This is a genomic window from Mycobacterium sp. IS-1742 (assembly GCF_001500125.1).
Taxonomy (GTDB): Bacteria; Actinomycetota; Actinomycetes; order Mycobacteriales; family Mycobacteriaceae; genus Mycobacterium.
This window is the reverse complement of the sequence record NZ_LQIV01000009.1, coordinates 1-16926: the sequence shown is the minus strand read 5'-3', so window position 1 is coordinate 16926 and position 16926 is coordinate 1. Positions and strand designations below refer to the sequence as shown.

The 16926-nt window shown below is 68.9% G+C and carries 10 protein-coding genes; 4 read left to right on the top strand and 6 right to left on the bottom strand.

What is annotated here, in order from left to right; genetic code table 11:
- Positions 1-6: 6 nt before the first annotated feature.
- The 3 genes from otsB to AU196_RS07055 form a co-directional block, all read right to left on the bottom strand.
- Positions 7-3573 carry a trehalose-phosphatase gene (otsB, locus tag AU196_RS07065; RefSeq protein WP_059094399.1) on the bottom strand — a complete coding sequence of 1189 codons (3567 nt, stop codon included), beginning with the start codon at positions 3571-3573 and terminating at the stop codon, positions 7-9.
- Positions 3570-5966, bottom strand: coding sequence for a phosphoenolpyruvate synthase (gene ppsA, locus AU196_RS07060; protein WP_059094398.1), 2397 nt, complete (start codon positions 5964-5966; stop codon positions 3570-3572). Before ppsA ends, otsB begins: the two co-directional genes overlap by 4 nt.
- A gap of 105 nt (positions 5967-6071) precedes the next feature.
- Positions 6072-7115 carry an NAD(P)-dependent alcohol dehydrogenase gene (locus tag AU196_RS07055; protein WP_059094397.1) on the bottom strand — a complete coding sequence of 348 codons (1044 nt, stop codon included), beginning with the start codon at positions 7113-7115 and terminating at the stop codon, positions 6072-6074.
- Positions 7116-7243: 128 nt separating this feature from the next.
- On the opposite strand from AU196_RS07055, the gene AU196_RS07050 reads away from it, so the two are divergent.
- From AU196_RS07050 to AU196_RS07040, 3 genes are all read left to right on the top strand, one after another.
- Positions 7244-7711: a hypothetical protein gene (locus AU196_RS07050; protein WP_059094396.1), complete on the top strand. Its 468-nt coding sequence runs from the start codon at positions 7244-7246 to the stop codon at positions 7709-7711.
- Between the two features lie 153 nt (positions 7712-7864).
- Positions 7865-8521, top strand: coding sequence for an Rv1733c family protein (locus tag AU196_RS07045; protein WP_059094395.1), 657 nt, complete (start codon positions 7865-7867; stop codon positions 8519-8521).
- A gap of 61 nt (positions 8522-8582) precedes the next feature.
- Positions 8583-10916: a Tex family protein gene (locus AU196_RS07040; RefSeq protein ID WP_059094394.1), complete on the top strand. Its 2334-nt coding sequence runs from the start codon at positions 8583-8585 to the stop codon at positions 10914-10916.
- A 10-nt stretch (positions 10917-10926) separates the two neighbouring features.
- Here the strand turns inward: AU196_RS07040 and AU196_RS07035 are convergent, their stop codons facing one another.
- Positions 10927-13800 carry an MMPL/RND family transporter gene (locus tag AU196_RS07035; protein ID WP_059094393.1) on the bottom strand — a complete coding sequence of 958 codons (2874 nt, stop codon included), beginning with the start codon at positions 13798-13800 and terminating at the stop codon, positions 10927-10929.
- 205 nt (positions 13801-14005) lie between these two features.
- Between AU196_RS07035 and AU196_RS07030 the strand changes: the two genes are divergently transcribed.
- Complete coding sequence (locus AU196_RS07030) at positions 14006-15568, top strand: serine/threonine-protein kinase (RefSeq protein WP_059094392.1); 1563 nt, start codon at positions 14006-14008, stop codon at positions 15566-15568.
- Positions 15569-15575: 7 nt separating this feature from the next.
- Here the strand turns inward: AU196_RS07030 and AU196_RS07025 are convergent, their stop codons facing one another.
- Together AU196_RS07025 and AU196_RS07020 are read right to left on the bottom strand one after the other, a co-directional pair.
- On the bottom strand, positions 15576-16259 hold the full coding sequence (locus tag AU196_RS07025) for a hypothetical protein (protein ID WP_059094391.1): 684 nt from the start codon (positions 16257-16259) through the stop codon (positions 15576-15578).
- Positions 16260-16277: 18 nt separating this feature from the next.
- Positions 16278-16844 (bottom strand): CsbD family protein, encoded by a 567-nt coding sequence (locus AU196_RS07020; protein WP_059094390.1) that lies wholly within the window; start codon positions 16842-16844, stop codon positions 16278-16280.
- Positions 16845-16926: the final 82 nt, after the last annotated feature.

The window sequence follows — 16926 nt, the reverse complement described above, 5'->3', positions numbered from 1 at the left end:
GCCGGGTCAACCGGGGAACCGGACGGTGGTGCCCGGCATCAGTTGCACCACCTGCCCGCGGCATTCCACCACCACTCCCGCGGCCTCGCGCGGGTCGACACTGATGATCACACCCTTCCCGCTGACCCGCAGGTGCAGGTGCAGTCCCCGGTAGTGGATCGGCACGGCCAGCACACCAAGGCTTTCCGGCCAGTACGGCGAGAGGATGAGGCGGTTGGACCGGGTCTCCAGTCCGGTGAAGCACCGCTGCATCAGGTCGACGGTGCCGGCCATGGCCGCCAGGTGGATGCCTTCCGAGGTGGTGCCGCCCTGGATGTCGGAGACGTCGGAGGTGAGCGCCTGTTCGAAGAAGTCCATCGCCCGGTCACGGTTGGCCCGCGCGAGGACCCAGGTGTGCACTACCCCGCTGAGCGTCGATCCGTGTGAGGTGCGGGCCAGGTAGTAGTCGACCATGCCCGGGACGTCGTCCGGGGGGAGGTGGTAGCCGAGCCGGTTCAGGATCTCGCCGAGTTCGGTCACCGACATCAGATACAACAGCATGAGGACGTCGGCCTGCTTGGAGGCCTTGTAGCGGTTCACGTCGTCGTCCTCCGCCTCGAGGATGCGGTCGAGGCGCTGGATGTTGCCGTACTGCGCGCGGTAGCGGTCCCAGTCCAGCTCCGCCAACTGGCCGTAACCCTCGAACTGGCTGATGACGCCGTCGTGGAACGGCACGTACATCCGGCGGCTCACCTCGTCCCAGTGCGCCAGTTCGCCGCTGGTCAGCCCGAGCGTCTCCAGCAGGTCGAGGCGGTTGGGCAGCGGCAGCAGGTTCAACGCGTCGAGGGCCCGCATGATCACCCAGACCGCCATCACGTTCGTGTACGCGTTGTTGTCGATGCCGTCGTACGGCGCGTCGGGGTGACCGGAGTGGAATTCGTCGGGCCCGATGACGCCGCGGATGCTGTAGCGGCCGCGTTCGTCGTCGTAGGTGGCCCTGCTCACCCAGAAGCGCGCGATCTCGGCCAGCATCTCCGCGCCGTAGTCGATCAGGTACGCCAGATCGCCGGTGGCCTGGTAGAACTTCCACGCGCTGTAGGCGACCGCGATGCCGATGTGGTGGGCCCGTGCGCTCGCATCGGGATTCCAGTTTCCGCTGCGCGGATTGAGGTGCAGCCGTTGACTTTCCTCCCTGCCGTCACTCCCGGACTGCCAGGGGAACATCGCACCGGAGTATCCGGCCGCTGCGGCGGCGTGGCGGGCTTCCGGCAGCCGTCGGTAGCGGTATGCCAGCAGCGATCGGGTGATCATGGGCAGTCTCAGGTTGAGCACCGGGAAGATGAACAGCTCGTCCCAGAAGATGTGGCCGCGGTAGGCCTCACCGTGCAGTCCGCGTGCGGGGACACCCACGTCGAGGTCGGCGCTGTTCGGCGAGACGGTCTGCAGCAGATGCAGCAGGTGCAGCCGCAGGATGCGCACTTCGTCTGTGAAGTCGTCGAATTCGATGGACAGGCGCTCCCACAGATGGAGCCAGTCGGTCAGATGCTCCTCGCGCACCTCGGCGTACCGGCCGAGCCGGCCCAGCCAGCGCTCGGCGTCCACCGCGGGTTCGGACGTCGCGACGTCGCGGCCGGTGAACAGGGTCACCAGCTTCTCCACCGTCAGCGCCTCACCGACCGACTGCTCGACCGTGATCTCGTGACCGATCTCCGCGGCGTCGCCGACGAGTCGGTAGGAGGCCGCCACCGGGGCGTCGTCACGCCAGACGACGTTGCGCGCCGCCATGGCGACCGGTATGCGCGACTGGGTGGTTCGGACCGTCAACAGCACCGAATCGTCGGACAGCTGCCGCCTCTCGACGACGTCGAGGTGCTCCTTGCCGAGGTCGCGGTACCGCTCGACGAGCGAGTTCGTGACGTTGCCGTCCAGTGTGGAGCGGATCGTGATGCGGCCCGACCAGTCCTCGGCGACGATCGTGGTCTGCAGAGCGCCGACGTGGGGGAGATGCATCGCGACGAACCGTTGCTGCGTCAGGGAAGTCGTGTGTCCCGCGCCGTCGCGGAACCGGACCTCCCTGGTCAGGGTGGCCCCGCGCAGGTCGAGGGTCTGGCGGTAGGACAACACCTCGACCGCGTCGATGTCGAACCATTCACCGTCGTCGATCCGGAAGGTCAGCGACAGCCAGTCGGGCAGGTTCACCATGCTCTCGTTGTCGACGGGGGTACCCGATACGTCGTCGACGAGACGGTTGAACACGCCCGCGGCGTAGGTTCCCGGATAGTGCACCCGGCCGGCCTTCGATTCCGGTGCGGCGCCCCTCGTGGCGAAGTAGCCGTTCCCGACCGTGCACAACGACTCCCGCAGCTTCTCGCTGTGCGGGTCGTAGCCCTCATATGTGAAATCCCAGGCCTCGCCGGCGACCTGGTGCTTGTAGGCCAGCCACTGCGACCCCCGCTGGAGCAACTCGCGCACCTGGTCGGGGCTCTGCAGGCTGAAACGGGCCGCCGTCCTGCGGTCGGTGTCCTCGTCGTGGCGCACGACGATGCCTATCCCGTCGAAACGGACGGCGTCGAACGCATCTTCGTCGGTGAGATCGTCACCGATGTAGACGGGCAGCAGCGAACCGGTGGTGTCGAGACGGTCGCGGATCCACCTCAGGGTGGTTCCCTTGTCCCAGTCGATGTCCGGTCTGAGCTCCACCAGCATGCGGCCGCTCGTCACACGCAGACCGGCCTGCCTGCCGAGTCGATGTGTGGCCGAGACGATCTCGGCGACCTGATCGGCCGCGCCGACCTCGCGGTAGTGCACCGCGACGGCGAAGCGCTTGTGTTCCACGCGGACACCGGGGATGTGGGCGAACGACTCGCGCAGGTCGCCGGCCGCGCGCTCGAGGACGGGGACGAACACGGCGGCCGCCTCGTTCTGGTGGTAGGTGCCGTCCGGTCCCGTCAACTCGAATCCGTGGCTCCCCGCGTACCACAGCCCGGGAGCGCCCACCCGCGCCCGGACGTCGGCGAGATCGCGGCCGCTGAGGATCGCGACGGGACACACCGCCGCGACGAGTGCCAGTGCCTCGGCCGCGCCGTCGACGAGCACGGCCGCGTCCGGATCGGACACGATCGGTGACAGCGTTCCGTCGTAGTCGAGGAACAACATCGACTCCCGGACGCTGGTGATGCCGATCAGCTGACCGTAGGACTCCAGCGCGTTGGGCACCTCGGAGACCCGCTTGTCGCCGGTGCGGACCGCGATGTCGGCCAGTCCCGCGACCACCCGGTCGGCATCGTCTCCGACCGCGTCGTCGGTGCGCCTGGCCGGGTCCACGCGGATGACGAGTGCGAATCCGTCCTCCGACGCGGGACCCGTCGCCGAGTCCTCGATCAGCACGGCACGCTGCGGGCGGACGTCCAACTCGCGCAACGCCTCCCGCCGCGCCGAGGGTTCACCGTCCGATGAGCAGAACGCCGTCCTGACGCCGCCGTCCTCGAGATCGCGCGTCAGCGCGGCACTCGGCGCGGTGTCGGGGGACATGCCGCGGAGATCGAAGATCACCGCATCGTGGTAGCGGGGGTCGATGACCACCGGCGGCGTCATGACAGGTGTGCGAGCTGTTGTTCGGCGGCCAGGACCAGACGGGTGGTCCGTACCACCGTGTCGGGGTTGAGGCTCATCGAGTCGATACCGACCCGCACCAGATACTCGGCCATGTCCGGGTAGTCGGACGGCGCCTGGCCGCACAGGCCCGAGTGAATCCCGTTGCGACGGCAGCCTTCCACGGCCATCCGGATCATCTCCTTCACCCCGTCGTCGCGTTCGTCGTAGTCGAAGGCGACGACCTCGCTGTCCCGATCGACACCGAGGGTGAGCTGGGTCAAGTCGTTGGAGCCGATGGAGAACCCGTCGAAGCGGGTGGCGAACTGGTCGATGAGGATGACGTTGTTCGGGATCTCGCACATCGCGTAGATCTTCAACCCGTTCTCGCCCCGCCGCAGCCCGAGGTCGGCCATCGTCTGGAGGACGAGGTCAGCCTCGGCGACCCGGCGCACGAACGGCAGCATGAGGATGACGTTCGTCAGGCCCATCTCCTCGCGCACGCGCCGCATCGCGCGGCACTCGAGGGCGAAACCCTCGGCGTAGGCGGGGTGGGCGTAGCGCGAGGCCCCCCGGAACCCGAGCATCGGGTTGCTCTCCGACGGCTCGAACCCCCGTCCGCCGACGAGGCTCGCGTACTCGTTGGTCTTGAAGTCCGACATCCGCACCACCACGGGCTTCGGCCAGAAGGCGGCCGCGATCGTGCCGATCCCCTCCGACAGGCGTTCGACGAAGAACGCGCCGCCGTCCCGGTGGCCCTGGGTGAGCCGTTCGATGTCGCGGCGCACCGCAGGGTCGTCGACCTTCTCGGGGTGCAGCAGGGCCAGCGGGTGGAAGCGGATGTACTCGCTGATGACGAATTCCATCCTGGCCAGTCCCACACCGTCGTTGGGCAGGAACGAGGTCTTGAAGGCGAGTTCGGGATTGCCGAGGTTGATCATGATCTCGGTCCGCGGCCGTGCCATGTCGGCGACCTCGGTGCGATCCACGTGGAAACCCACCGCACCCTCGTATACCCGTCCCGTGTCGCCTTCGGCGCACGACACCGTCACCGTGGCGCCGTCCGGCACGGTGGTGGTCGCGTCGCCGGTCCCGACCACCGCCGGGATGCCGAGTTCGCGGGCGATGATCGAGGCGTGGCAGGTCCGCCCGCCGCGGTTGGTGACGATCGCCGCGGCGGTCTTCATGACCGGTTCCCAGTCGGGCGTGGTGGTGTCGGCGACGAGCACCTGTCCGGGTCGGAACTCCGCCAGTTGGGAGAGATGGTCGATGCGCTTGACCGCGCCGGAGGCGATCCGCTCGCCGACCGAACGGCCCTCGGCGAGGACCTCGGCGCGGCTCTCCAGCACATAGGTCTCCAGGGCGGTGGCGCTGAGCCGGGAGGCCACCGTCTCGGGGCGGGCCTGCACGATGTAGAGCTGTCCGTCGAGACCGTCCTTGGCCCACTCCATGTCCATGGGCCGGCCGTAGTGCTCTTCGATCGCGCACGCGTAGCCCGCCAGTTCCAGGACGTCCTCGTCGTCGAGGCAGAAGCGGGCGCGGTCGGCCTTCGGCGTGGGGATGTTGCGCGTCGTGTTCTTCGTCTCGCCCTCGACGTAGACCATCTTCACGGCTTTGTCGCCGAGGCGGCGGCGCAGGACCGCGCGGTGGCCGGCGAGGTAGGTCGGCTTGTGGACGTAGAACTCGTCGGGGTCGACCGCGCCCTGGACCACGTTCTCGCCGAGGCCGTAGGCGCCGGTGACGAACACCGCGTCACGGAACCCCGATTCGGTGTCGAGCGAGAACATGACGCCGGAGGAGGCGATGTCGGAGCGGACCATCTTCATCACGCCGATCGACAGCGAGACCTTGAACTGGTCGAAGCCCTGGTCGATCCGGTAGTGGATGGCGCGGTCGGTGAAAAGGCTTGCGAAGCAACGGCGGCAGGTGTCGAGCAGGCTCTCCTCGCCCTTGATGTTGAGGTACGAGTCCTGCTGGCCGGCGAAACTCGCGGTGGGCAGGTCCTCGGCCGTCGCCGAACTGCGGACGGCGAGGCTGACGTCTTCGCCGTATTCCTGCTGCAGCCTGCGGTAGGCGGCCCGGATCTGGGCGGCCAGATCGTCGGGCAGTCCGGCGCCGTAGACGATTTCGCGCGCGCGCTTTCCCTTGCGCGCCAGTGCCGCGACGTCGCCGGGGTCGATGTCGTCGAGTTCGGCGTGCAGGCGGCCCCACGCGTCGGCCTCGTCCAACATGTGGCGATAGGCCGCGGCGGTGATGGCGAAGCCGTGGGGGATACGGACGCCGTGGCCGGACAGCTTCTGGTACATCTCGCCCAGCGAGGCGTTCTTCCCGCCGACGAGCGGTACGTCGTCGATACCGATCTCTTCGAAGAAACGGACATAGGCGGACGCACTCATGGTCTGTCCTCTCGTTGCGTGTCACCGCAAACCTGCCACGGGCGCGGCCGCCCGAGACAGGGCCGGAAGTCACAGGATTGCGCCCACCCGCAACGGGCCGCCGGCTCAGGCGTCGGGGGTGATCACCGCCCTTCCGGTGAATTCGCCCGCGGCGAGACGTTCGTAGACCCGCGGCCCCTCCTCGAGCGGGAACCGGTGCACCTCGGTCCTGATCCGTCCCTGCCGGGCCAGGTCCAGCACCTCCATGAGTTCGGGACGCGAACCCCAGTAGGTCGTCGCGAGGTTCGCCTCGTACGGGACCGAGAAGAAGCCGAACGGCAGGCTCCCGCCGCCGATGCCGACCACGGTGATGTCCGACAGGGGCCGGGCGACCGCGGCGGCCAGTGCCAATGTGGCGTCGGCTCCGACGAAGTCGATCACCACGTCCGCGCCCCGACCGTCGGTGAGGTCCCGGATCTCGTCGGCCGTGTCCTCGCCCGGCCGCACCGCATGGTCTGCGCCGCTTCGCTCGGCCACGCGTAACGCCTCCGGGCGCGTGTCCACGGCGACGATCCGCGCCGCGGTCAGCGCGCGCAGGATCTGCACGCCCATCTGACCCAGCCCGCCGATGCCGATCGCCACCGCGGTGGCCCCCGGAGTGAGCAACCGCAGGGACCGCTTGACGGCGTGATAGGGCGTCAGCGCCGCATCGGTCAGCGGCGCCGCCTCCACCGGGTCCAGATCGCCGAGCGGGACGAGGAGGCGGGCGGCGGGCACGAGCATGTACTCCGCCATACCACCGTCGTAACCGAGTCCACCGCCGGCCGCAGGCTGGTCGGCCGCCCGCTCGCAGTAGTTCTCCATGCCCACCTGACACCGTTTGCACCGGCCGCATCCCCACGGCCCGTACACCGCCACGGGTTCCCCGACCGCGAATCCGCTCACGCCGGCACCGAGTGCGTGCACCCACCCCGCGTTCTCGTGGCCGAGCGTGAACGGCGGATTCCACGGCATCATCCCGGCGTCGAAATCGTGGAGCAGATGGAGATCCGAATGGCATGCGCCCGCCCCGGCGACGCGGATCACCACTTCTCCGGGGCCGGGTTGCGGCTCCGGGACCTCGCGGATCTCCGGCGGCGACTTCCAGGCGACCAGCTGCATTGCCCTCATGGTGAAAACCTCAATTCGTCTCTTCAGTCACATTCGTCACAAATTTCACGTTTATCACAGGAGTATCACGGCAAGCCTCTTTATCGAGAGCCCCTCTCAACAACCGCACCAGCCGAAAAGGACTCCTCATGAACACCGTCCTCTATATCGACCCCCGGGGCGTGGTTTACGAAACCCGCGCCTTCAGCAAAGCGGATATCGCCCATCTGGTGAGTGATTACGGGTTGGAAAGCCTGTCCAGTGGCGATCGGCAGTTCGACTTCTGGTTCACCCCGACCGAGCGCCGCTGTCAGCGCCGGGTCAACCGCAGCGCCACCGAGTTGCTGCTGGCCGCCACCGGTTTCACCGCCAAGAACGTGCCGCTGCTGCGTGGCGGCGTGGTCGTGGCGACCCATGACACCGACGGCGACCTCGACGGTCTGAGCTGGGAACAGTTGGACCAACTGGCCCGGGCCGGCCGCGCGCTCACCAAACGCGACTTCCGGGTGCTCGACCGCCGGTTCAACCGCGCCGACGCCCGCCTGCGGCGCCGTCCCGCAACCCCCGCCGCCGCGCCCGCCGAATCCGTCGAACAGCGCGAATCCGTGCGGCATTGAGTTCGGCGGATCGGCAATTCGCCGGTCTGGCGAATTGCGCCGCCCAGCCCTGTGAGAAGCGAACAAATCCCCGCCGCGACGTTGTCGAGTTTCGGCTAACCGCGCGGCGGACATCTCCTCCACGATGGAATCACCAGTCGGAGGGAGATCACGGTGAAGCGCCACGATCCGGCCCCACGGCCGGACACCTCCCATCCCGGGCGCGGCGACACCATGGAACCGTTCGAGATCCGGGTGCCCCGATGGCCGATCCTCGTGCGATTGGTCGATCGTGGACCGCTGGTCCGCACCACCGACCGGGTCGAGGCTCTCGTCGTCGTGGTGGCGTTCGTCGTCTCGGTGCTCGCCCTACCCATCGCCGCCGCCATCGGCACCGCGACCCACGACTCCCGCAGCCACTTCTACGCCGACCAGCACGCGACGCGGCACCAGGTGACGGCCACCGTCACCGATGTGCCGGAGTCGCGGTCGTTCACGCGTACCGGCATGATCACCGTCCCGGTGGAATGGTGGGACGGCGACATCCGCCGGACGGACACCGTGCAGGCGCACGGGTCGGTGGACCCGGGTGACACCGTGGGCCTGTGGGTCGGTCAGGACGGCGCCCAGGTGCTCGCGCCCGAACCGGCGTCACGCGCAGCGGTGGAGGCGGTGGCCGGCGCCGTCGCGATCTGGGTGAGCGTCGCCGCCGGCGCGGCGATCCTGTCGGCGCTCGTCCAAATGATCTGTGACCGTATCCGGGCCGCCGCGTGGCAACACGAACTCGACACCTGGGTCGACGGCGGCGGCCACACGACCAGTCATCCCTGAACCGCGCCGCGCCGGTCGACCGCTGCCCCGACGTGTCGCCGGCCTTCGGTAGGGTTCCCGCGTGACTTCGAGCCCGACCGTCAGATCTGTAAACGCCCGTCTCGCTGAGGAACTCACCGTGGCCGAGGGACAGGTGGCGGCCGCCGTCCGGTTGCTCGACGAAGGCGCCACCGTGCCCTTCATCGCCCGCTACCGCAAGGAGGTCACGGGCGGCCTCGATGACGCGCAGCTGCGCACGCTCGAAGAACGCCTGGCTTACCTGCGTGAACTCGACGAGCGGCGGGCCGCCGTGCTGGCCTCCATCGAGGAGCAGGGCAAACTCACCGACGCGCTCCGAGCCGCGCTGCTGACCGCCGACACCAAGTCGAGGGTCGAGGACATCTACCTGCCCTACAAGCCGAAGCGGCGCACCAAGGCGCAGATCGCCCGGGAAGCCGGTCTCGAACCGCTCGCCGACCGCCTGCTGAACGACCCGGCGTGTGTCCCCGAGGAGGCCGCGGCGCCGTTCCTCACCGACGGCGTGCCCGATGCGGCCGCCGCACTCGACGGCGCCCGCCACATCCTGATCGAGCGCGCCGCCGAGGACGCCGACCTGGTCGGCGCCGTGCGCGAGAAGTTCTGGTCCGACGGGTCGCTGCGCACCTCACCCCGGTCCGACGAGGTCGCCAAAACCCCGGCAGCCCAGAAATTCCGCGACTACTTCGACTTCTCCGAACCACTGCAGAACATGCCGTCGCACCGCGTGCTCGCCGTGATGCGCGGAGAGAAGGAAGAGGTGCTGTCGCTGAACTTCGACGGGGGAGACGACGGCGTCTACCTCGCGATGGTGGCGCAGACGCTGGGCATCGACATGAGCTCGACGGCCCCCGCCGCGCCGTGGCTGGCGACGACCGTGCGGTTGGCGTGGCGCGTCAAACTGATGGTGTCGGCGGCCGTCGCCGCCCGCGTGCGCCTGCGGCAGCGCGCCGAAGAGGACGCGGTCGCGGTGTTCGCCCGCAACCTCAAGGATCTGCTGCTCGCCGCACCCGCGGGTTCGCGCACCACACTCGGGCTCGACCCGGGCTTCCGCACCGGCGTCAAGGTGGCCGTCGTCGACGGCACCGGCAAGGTCGTCGACACCTGCGCGATCTTCCCGCACCAGCCGCAGAAGCAGTGGGATCAGGCCAAGGCCACGCTCGCCGCGCTGGTCGCCCGCCACGGTGTCGAGTTGATCGCCGTCGGCAACGGCACTGCCTCGCGCGAAACCGACGCTCTGGCAGGCGAACTGATCGCCGACATCGCCGCCGCGGGCGCCACGGCTCCGGTGAAGGCGATGGTCAGCGAGGCCGGGGCATCGGTGTACTCCGCCTCGGCGTACGCCGCACACGAACTGCCCACCCTCGACGTGACGTTGCGGGGCGCGGTGTCCATCGCCCGCCGCCTGCAGGATCCGCTCGCCGAACTGGTCAAGATCGAGCCGAAGTCGATCGGTGTGGGTCAGTACCAGCACGACGTCACGCCCGGGACGCTGGCGCGGAGCCTCGACGCCGTGGTCGAGGACGCCGTCAACGCGGTCGGCGTCGACCTGAACACGGCTTCGGTTCCGCTGCTGGCCCGGGTGTCGGGCGTCACCGAGACCCTCGCGGAGGCCATCGTCGCGCACCGCGAGAAGACCGGGCCGTTCCGCAACCGCACGTCGCTGCTCGATGTGCCCCGCTTGGGCCCCAAGGCGTTCGAACAGTGCGCGGGCTTCCTGCGGATCACCGGCGGGGAGGATCCGCTCGACGCCTCGGGCGTCCATCCCGAGGCCTATCCGGTGGTGCGGCGCATCCTGGACCGTTCAGGAGTCACCCTGGCCGAGATCATCGGCAACGAACGGCAGCTGCGCTCACTGAAACCCGCCGAATTCGCCGACGACCGGTTCGGCATCCCCACCGTCAGCGACATCCTCGCCGAACTCGAGAAGCCCGGCCGCGACCCGCGGCCGGCGTTCTCCACCGCGACCTTCGCCGCCGGTGTGGAGAAGGTCGCCGACCTGAAAGTGGGCATGGTGCTCGAGGGTGTGGTCACCAACGTCGCGGCGTTCGGCGCATTCGTCGACGTGGGCGTGCACCAGGACGGCCTGGTCCATGTCTCCGCGATGGCCGACCGCTTCGTGTCCGACCCGCACGAGGTGGTCCGCTCCGGCCAGGTGGTGCGGGTCAAGGTGGTCGACGTCGACGTGGACCGGCAGCGGATCGGGTTGAGCCTCCGGCTCAACGACACGCCGCAGCGCGACAAGACCGCACCTCGTCGTGACAAGCCCACCCAGCGGCCGCAGGCGAAACGGCACCCGAAGCGCGACAACGATCGTCGGGGGAAGGCGCCGAGCGGGTCGATGGCGCAGGCGCTCCGTGACGCCGGCTTCGGCCGTTGACCCGCGAATCTCAGCGCCGGACCAGCGACCCCGCCGTCGCCGGGCGTTGGCGCACCCGCTGCGGCCACCAGAACCAGGGGCCCAGCAGTGCCGCGATCGACGGCGTCATGAACGCCCGGATGACCAGCGTGTCGAAGATCAGGCCCAGCCCGATCGTGGTGCCGATCTGCGCCGCCACGGTCAGTTCGCTGACCACCATCGACATCATCGTGAACGCGAAAACCAGGCCGGCGGCGGTCACCACGGATCCGGTGCCGCCCATCGCGCGGATGATCCCGGTGTTGATCCCCGCCGGGATCTCCTCTTTCAGGCGCGCCACCAACAGCAGGTTGTAGTCCGCGCCGACGGCCAGCAGGATGATCACCGCCATCGCCATCACCATGAAGTGCAGTTCGATCCCGAACACGTGCTGCCACACCAGGACCGACAACCCGAACGACGCGCCGAGCGACAGGACCACGGTGCCGACGATCACCGCCGCCGCCACCAGCGCGCGCGTGAGGATCAGCATGATGATGAAAATCAGTGACAGAGCGGCGATTCCGGCGATCAGCAGATCCCAGTTGTTACCTTCCTGCATGTCCTTGAACGCCGCCGCGGTGCCGCCGATGTAGATTCGCGACCCCTCGAGCGGCGTGCCCTTGACGGCCTCCTTGGCGGCCGTCTTGATCGCGTCGATGCGATCGATGCCCTCCACCGTCAGCGGGTCGCCCTCGTGGGAGATGATGAACCGGACCGCCCGGCCGTTCGGCGAGATGAAGCTCTCCATACCGCGCCGGAAATCCTCGTTCTCGAAGATCTCCGGCGGCAGGTAGAACGTGTCGTCGTTCATCGCGTCGTTGAACGCATCGGCCATCGCCGTCGAGTCCGTGTCCATCGCGGCCTGCTGCTCGAGCAGTCCGGCCTGCGTGGAGTGCATCGACAGGATGGTCGTGCGCGCGGTCTCCATGGTCTCGATGGTCTGCGGCATGACCGCCAGCAGTTGCGGCATCAACGCGTCGAGCCGTTCCATGTCCGGGATGATCGCCTGGAAATCGTCGGTCATCGTGTTCACCCCGTCGAGGGCGTCGAACACCGAGCGCATCGCGAAGCACACCGGGATGTTGTAGCAGTGCGGTTCCCAGTAGAAGTAGTTGCGGATCGGGCGGAAGAAATCATCGAAATTCGAGATGCTGTCCCGCAATTCGGCGATCTCGACCGCCAAATCCTTGGACTTGTCCACCAGGTTGTGGGTCGTCGCGCTCATCTGCTCCATCAACCCGATCATCTCGGTCATGGTGTCGACGGACCTGGCCATCTCGTCGGCCTGCAGCAGGAGCGAGTCCATGTTCTCCTGCAGGTACGGCCGGGTCATCGTCTGCATCACCCCGCCCAGGCTCATCTGGGCCGGGATGGTGGCGTTGTTCAGCGGTTTGCCCTGCGGGCGGGTGATCGCCTGGACACTGCCGATGCCTTCGACGCGGAAGACCGCCTTGGCGATCTTGTCGATGACGAGGAAGTCGGCCGGGTTGCGCAGATCCCTGTCGGTCTCGACGAGCAACACTTCCGGGTTCATGCGGGCGACCGAGAAATGCCGTTCGGCGGCGGCGAAACCCTCCATCGCGGGCAGGTCGTCGGGCAGGTAGTTGCGGTCGTTGTAGTTGGTCTTGTAACCGGGCAGCGTCAGCAGCCCGATCAGCGACAGCGCGATCGTCAGCAGAAGAATCGGGCCCGGCCAGCGGACCACCGCGGCACCGAGACGGCGCCAGCCGCGGATCCGCATCGCCCGCTTGGGTTCGAGCAGGCCGAACCGCGTGGCGACCGTGATCAGCGCGGGCCCCAGGGTCAGGGCGACGAGCACGGCGACCGTCATCCCGACGGCCAACGGGATGCCGAGCGACTGGAAGTAGGGCAGGCGGGTGAAGCTCAGGCAGAAGGTGGCCCCGGCGATCGTCATACCGGAGCCGAGAACCACGTGCGCGGTGCCGTGGAACATGGTGTAGAAGGCGGACTCACGGTCCTCCCCGGCGGTGCGGGCCTCCTGGTAGCGCCCGATCAGGAAGATCGCGTAGTCGGTCGCCGCGGCGATCGCGAGCGCGACCAGCAGGGTGGTCGCAAATGTCGAGAGCCCGATGAGTTCGTGGTACCCGAGGAACGCCACCACGCCGCGGGCCGCGCTCAACCCGAGCAGGACCATGCCCAGCACCAGCAGCACCGTGATGATCGACCGGTAGACGATGAGCAGCACCACGATGATCACGGCGAAGGTGACCATCTCGATGACCCGCACGCTGCGGTCGCCCGCGATCTGCTGGTCGGCGGCCAGCGCCGAACCGCCGGTGACGTAGACGTCCACCCCGGGTGGGGGCGACAGACCGCCGACGACGTCCTGCACGGCCTTGACCGACTCGTTGGCCAGCGCTTCGCCCTGGTTGCCGGCCAGGTACAGCTGCACGTAGGCGGCCTTGCCGTCGCTGCTCAGCGCTCCCGCCTCGGTCAGCGGGTCACCCCAGAAGTCCTGGATGTGCTCGACGTGGACGGTGTCGGCCTCGAGGCGGTCGACCATATCGTTGTAGAAACGGTGCGCCTCGTCGCCGAGGCGCTCCTCGCCCTCCAGCACGATCATGACCGAACTGTCGGATTCGAATTCCTCGAAGACCTCACCGGCGCGGGTCATGGCGATCACCGAGGGCGCCTCCTCGGGCGCCATCGACACCGACCGCATCTGGCTGACGACCTCGAGTTGCGGCACGGTCAACGACAGGACCGCGACCAGCAGGATCCAGCCGAGGATGATCGGCACCGCGAGCCGCCGGATCCACGTCGCCGGACCGGTGCGCGCAGCGGGCTGCGGATCTGACGGGGGACCGACGCGGTGCCCAGCCTCAACGTGCGAGTTGGGCAAGTTGGTGAAATCCTCCGTGCGACGTGGTGTCGTCAGTAGTGATAGCAGATCGCGCGGACGTTCGGTGGCCTCCCTCCCCGTCGCGCACGGCGCTGTGGGATGTGCCACGAATCCGTCCCGGCCCGAGCGGGAACACTGAAGTCACCGGATCCGGCGGAAGGGGGGAGCCGGTACGGTCGGGACGGACTGAAAGGACTCACTTCTGATGGCCACCCCGCACGGCGGCTCGCGGCTCGGTACCCGGTTCGGCCCGTACGAACTCCGGTCCCTGATCGGAGTCGGCGGGATGGGCGAGGTGTACCGCGCCTACGACACGGTCAAAGGCCGCACGGTCGCGCTGAAACTGCTGCGCGCGGAGATGGCCGCCGACCCGAGTTTCCAGGAGCGCTTCCGCCGTGAGTCGCGGGTGGCGGCCCGGCTACAGGAACCGCACGTCATCCCGGTGCACGACTTCGGCGACATCGGCGGCGTCCTCTACATCGACATGCGCCTGGTGGAAGGCGCCAGCCTCAAGGACGTCCTGCAGGCCGACGGCCCCCTCGACGCCACACGGGCGTCCTCGATCATCGCCCAGGTCGCCGCGGCGCTCGACGCCGCGCACGCCGACGGACTCGTGCACCGCGACATCAAACCGGAAAACGTCCTGCTCAACCCCGACGACTTCGCCTATCTGGTGGACTTCGGGATCGCCCACACCGGTGGCGATCCGGGCGTCACGTCGACGGGGATGATCGTCGGGTCGTCGGCGTACATGGCGCCGGAACGGTTCAGCGGCGGACCCGTCGGCCCGTCGGCCGACGTGTATTCGCTGACGTGCCTGCTCTACGAATGCCTCACCGGGAGGCCGCCGTTCGAGACCCGGGAACTGCAGCAACTGATGAGCGCGCACATGTTCGCGCCACCCCCGCGCCCGAGCATCATGCGCCGGGGGATCAGCCGCACATACGACGACGTCATCGCCCGAGGAATGGCCAAACAGCCCGAGGACAGGTTCCCCACGGCGGGCGACCTGGCCAAGGCGGCGACCGCCGCGGCGACGCTGCCCGCAGCGCCTGCCGCCGCCGCGGGCGCTGCGGCCGCACCGGCGCCGACCGGGACACGGCAGTTCTCGTCGGTGTTCCCGAACCCCGCCGCCACCGGCTACACCCCGTATCCGCCCGCCCCGCCCCGAGCCGCGGCCGCACCGCCCGCGAAGAAGAACACCGCGCAGGTGGTGCTGATCGCCGCGATCATCGTGATGTTCGGAGTGGCCGCCGTGTTGGCCGCGCTCCTCGCGTTCAACGGGCAGGACAGCACGCCGACCGCCCGCACGACGCTGACCCCGACCGCGCCGTACGACGAGAGCGTGCCGACGACCACCCGGTCGACCACCACGCCGTCGACGACGACCACGCCGTCGACCACGACCAGCACCACCCCGTCGACGTCGGCCACCGTCCCGGCCGGCGTGTCCGGGGCCGACGGGCAGGGCTTCGTCGGCCACTATGCCCGGTGTGAGTCCGGCGGGTCCCCGGCGGCGATGGTCCGCACCGCCCAGTCGCTGGCCATCGTGTGCCGCGACGATGACGACGAGTACTACTACCGCGGCGAACGGCTCAGTGACGGCGCCACCATCGAACTGCGGGATGCCAAGCCCGCCGGCGGCGGCTATGACGTGGTCGACCCGTCCGGAGGTGCCCGTTACGAAGTCCGGCCCGACCGGCTCACCATCGTGAGCAACGGCCGGGCCGATACCTCGGAGCGCGTACTGGAGTACTACGCGGGGTAGATCCGGGTCAGTTCCCGTTCTTCGCCGCGCGCTCCTGCTGGCGCTTCTCCTTCTCGGTGTCCGCGAGATCCTCGACGCGATCGGCCTGCGCCCGCTTGGCGGCGGCGCTGCCTGCCTTGTCGGCGGCATCGTCGAGTTTCGCCTGCGCGACCTTCTCGACGCTCTTCTCGGTCGCCGAGATCACGGCTTCTTCCTGACGGCGGGCGGCCTCGGCCGACTTCACGCGCTGTGCGGCGACCCGATCGGCCTGCTCCTTGGCGTCGGCGGCCTTCTTCTGCGCGTTCTGCGCGGCGTTCTGCTTACGCTCGGCGGCCGTCTGGCGGGCTTCCTTGATCTCGCGCTCGCGGTCCTGCTCGGCCTGCTGCTGCTCGCGCGCGGCCTGCTCGCGGGTCGATTCGAGCTCCGCCTCGGCCTGGCTCTGCACCTCGGTGGCCGTCGCGTCGAGCGCAGCCGCCCGGCGCAGCGCCTCGCTGCGTTCGAGCAGCGCCGCGCCGCGCTGTTCGACGTCGGGGGCGCTGAGCGCATTGCCGACCGCCAGGTCGAGCATGCCCAGTGAGCGTTCGTAGAACAGCCGCGCCGGCGCCTCGGAGTCGAGGCGGGCCACGACCCGGTCCTCGATGACCTGCAGCGGGAAGCGGGCGACCTGGTACTGGAGCCGCAGAACGGCGAATGGGACGTCGGTGATCTTCATCGATTACTCCTGGCTTCTCTATCGCTGTTCGGGAACGTCGGCATCGGCGGCCAATTCGTCGGCTTCCTGCCGGATGCGCTCGGCCTCGGCCTTCGCGTCGGCGGCGACCTTGACGGCGTCGTTGCGCTGCCCGGCGGCGTCGACGACCTCGGCGGCGGCCTCGGCTTTCTCGGCGCGGGCTTCGGCGTCGGCCCGCTCGGCCCTGCGCTGCGCTTCGGTCTCGGCCTGGGCGGTGTCGCGGGCCGCGCGCTGCGCAGCCGCCTGCTCGGCTTGCCGTTTCTGCGCGGCCTGGTCGGCGCGGGCGGCGCTCTCGGCGGCCGCGGTCTCGGCGTTCACGGCGGAGCGCTCCTGCGCACCTTCCTGCCGTGCCTCCACCACTTCCTGACGCGCCTGCTCGGCCTCGGCCTCGGCCACCGCCTCCTCGGCGTTGGCGGCCTTGCGCTCCTTGGCCTGGGTCTGCTCGAGCTGCCCCTCGGCGGTCAGCGAATCGTTGCCGGTCACGGCGCCGACTACTTCCTTCGCTTTGCCCTTGACCGAGTCGATGAGGCCTTTGCGGGCCTGGTCGGACTTGTTGTTCTCAGTCATGTAATCCCCTCAGTAGGTACCGGGGCCAGCATTCCCGCTCGTCGCGGAACCACACGCGGATGTGGCCTGGGCCACTCCCGCC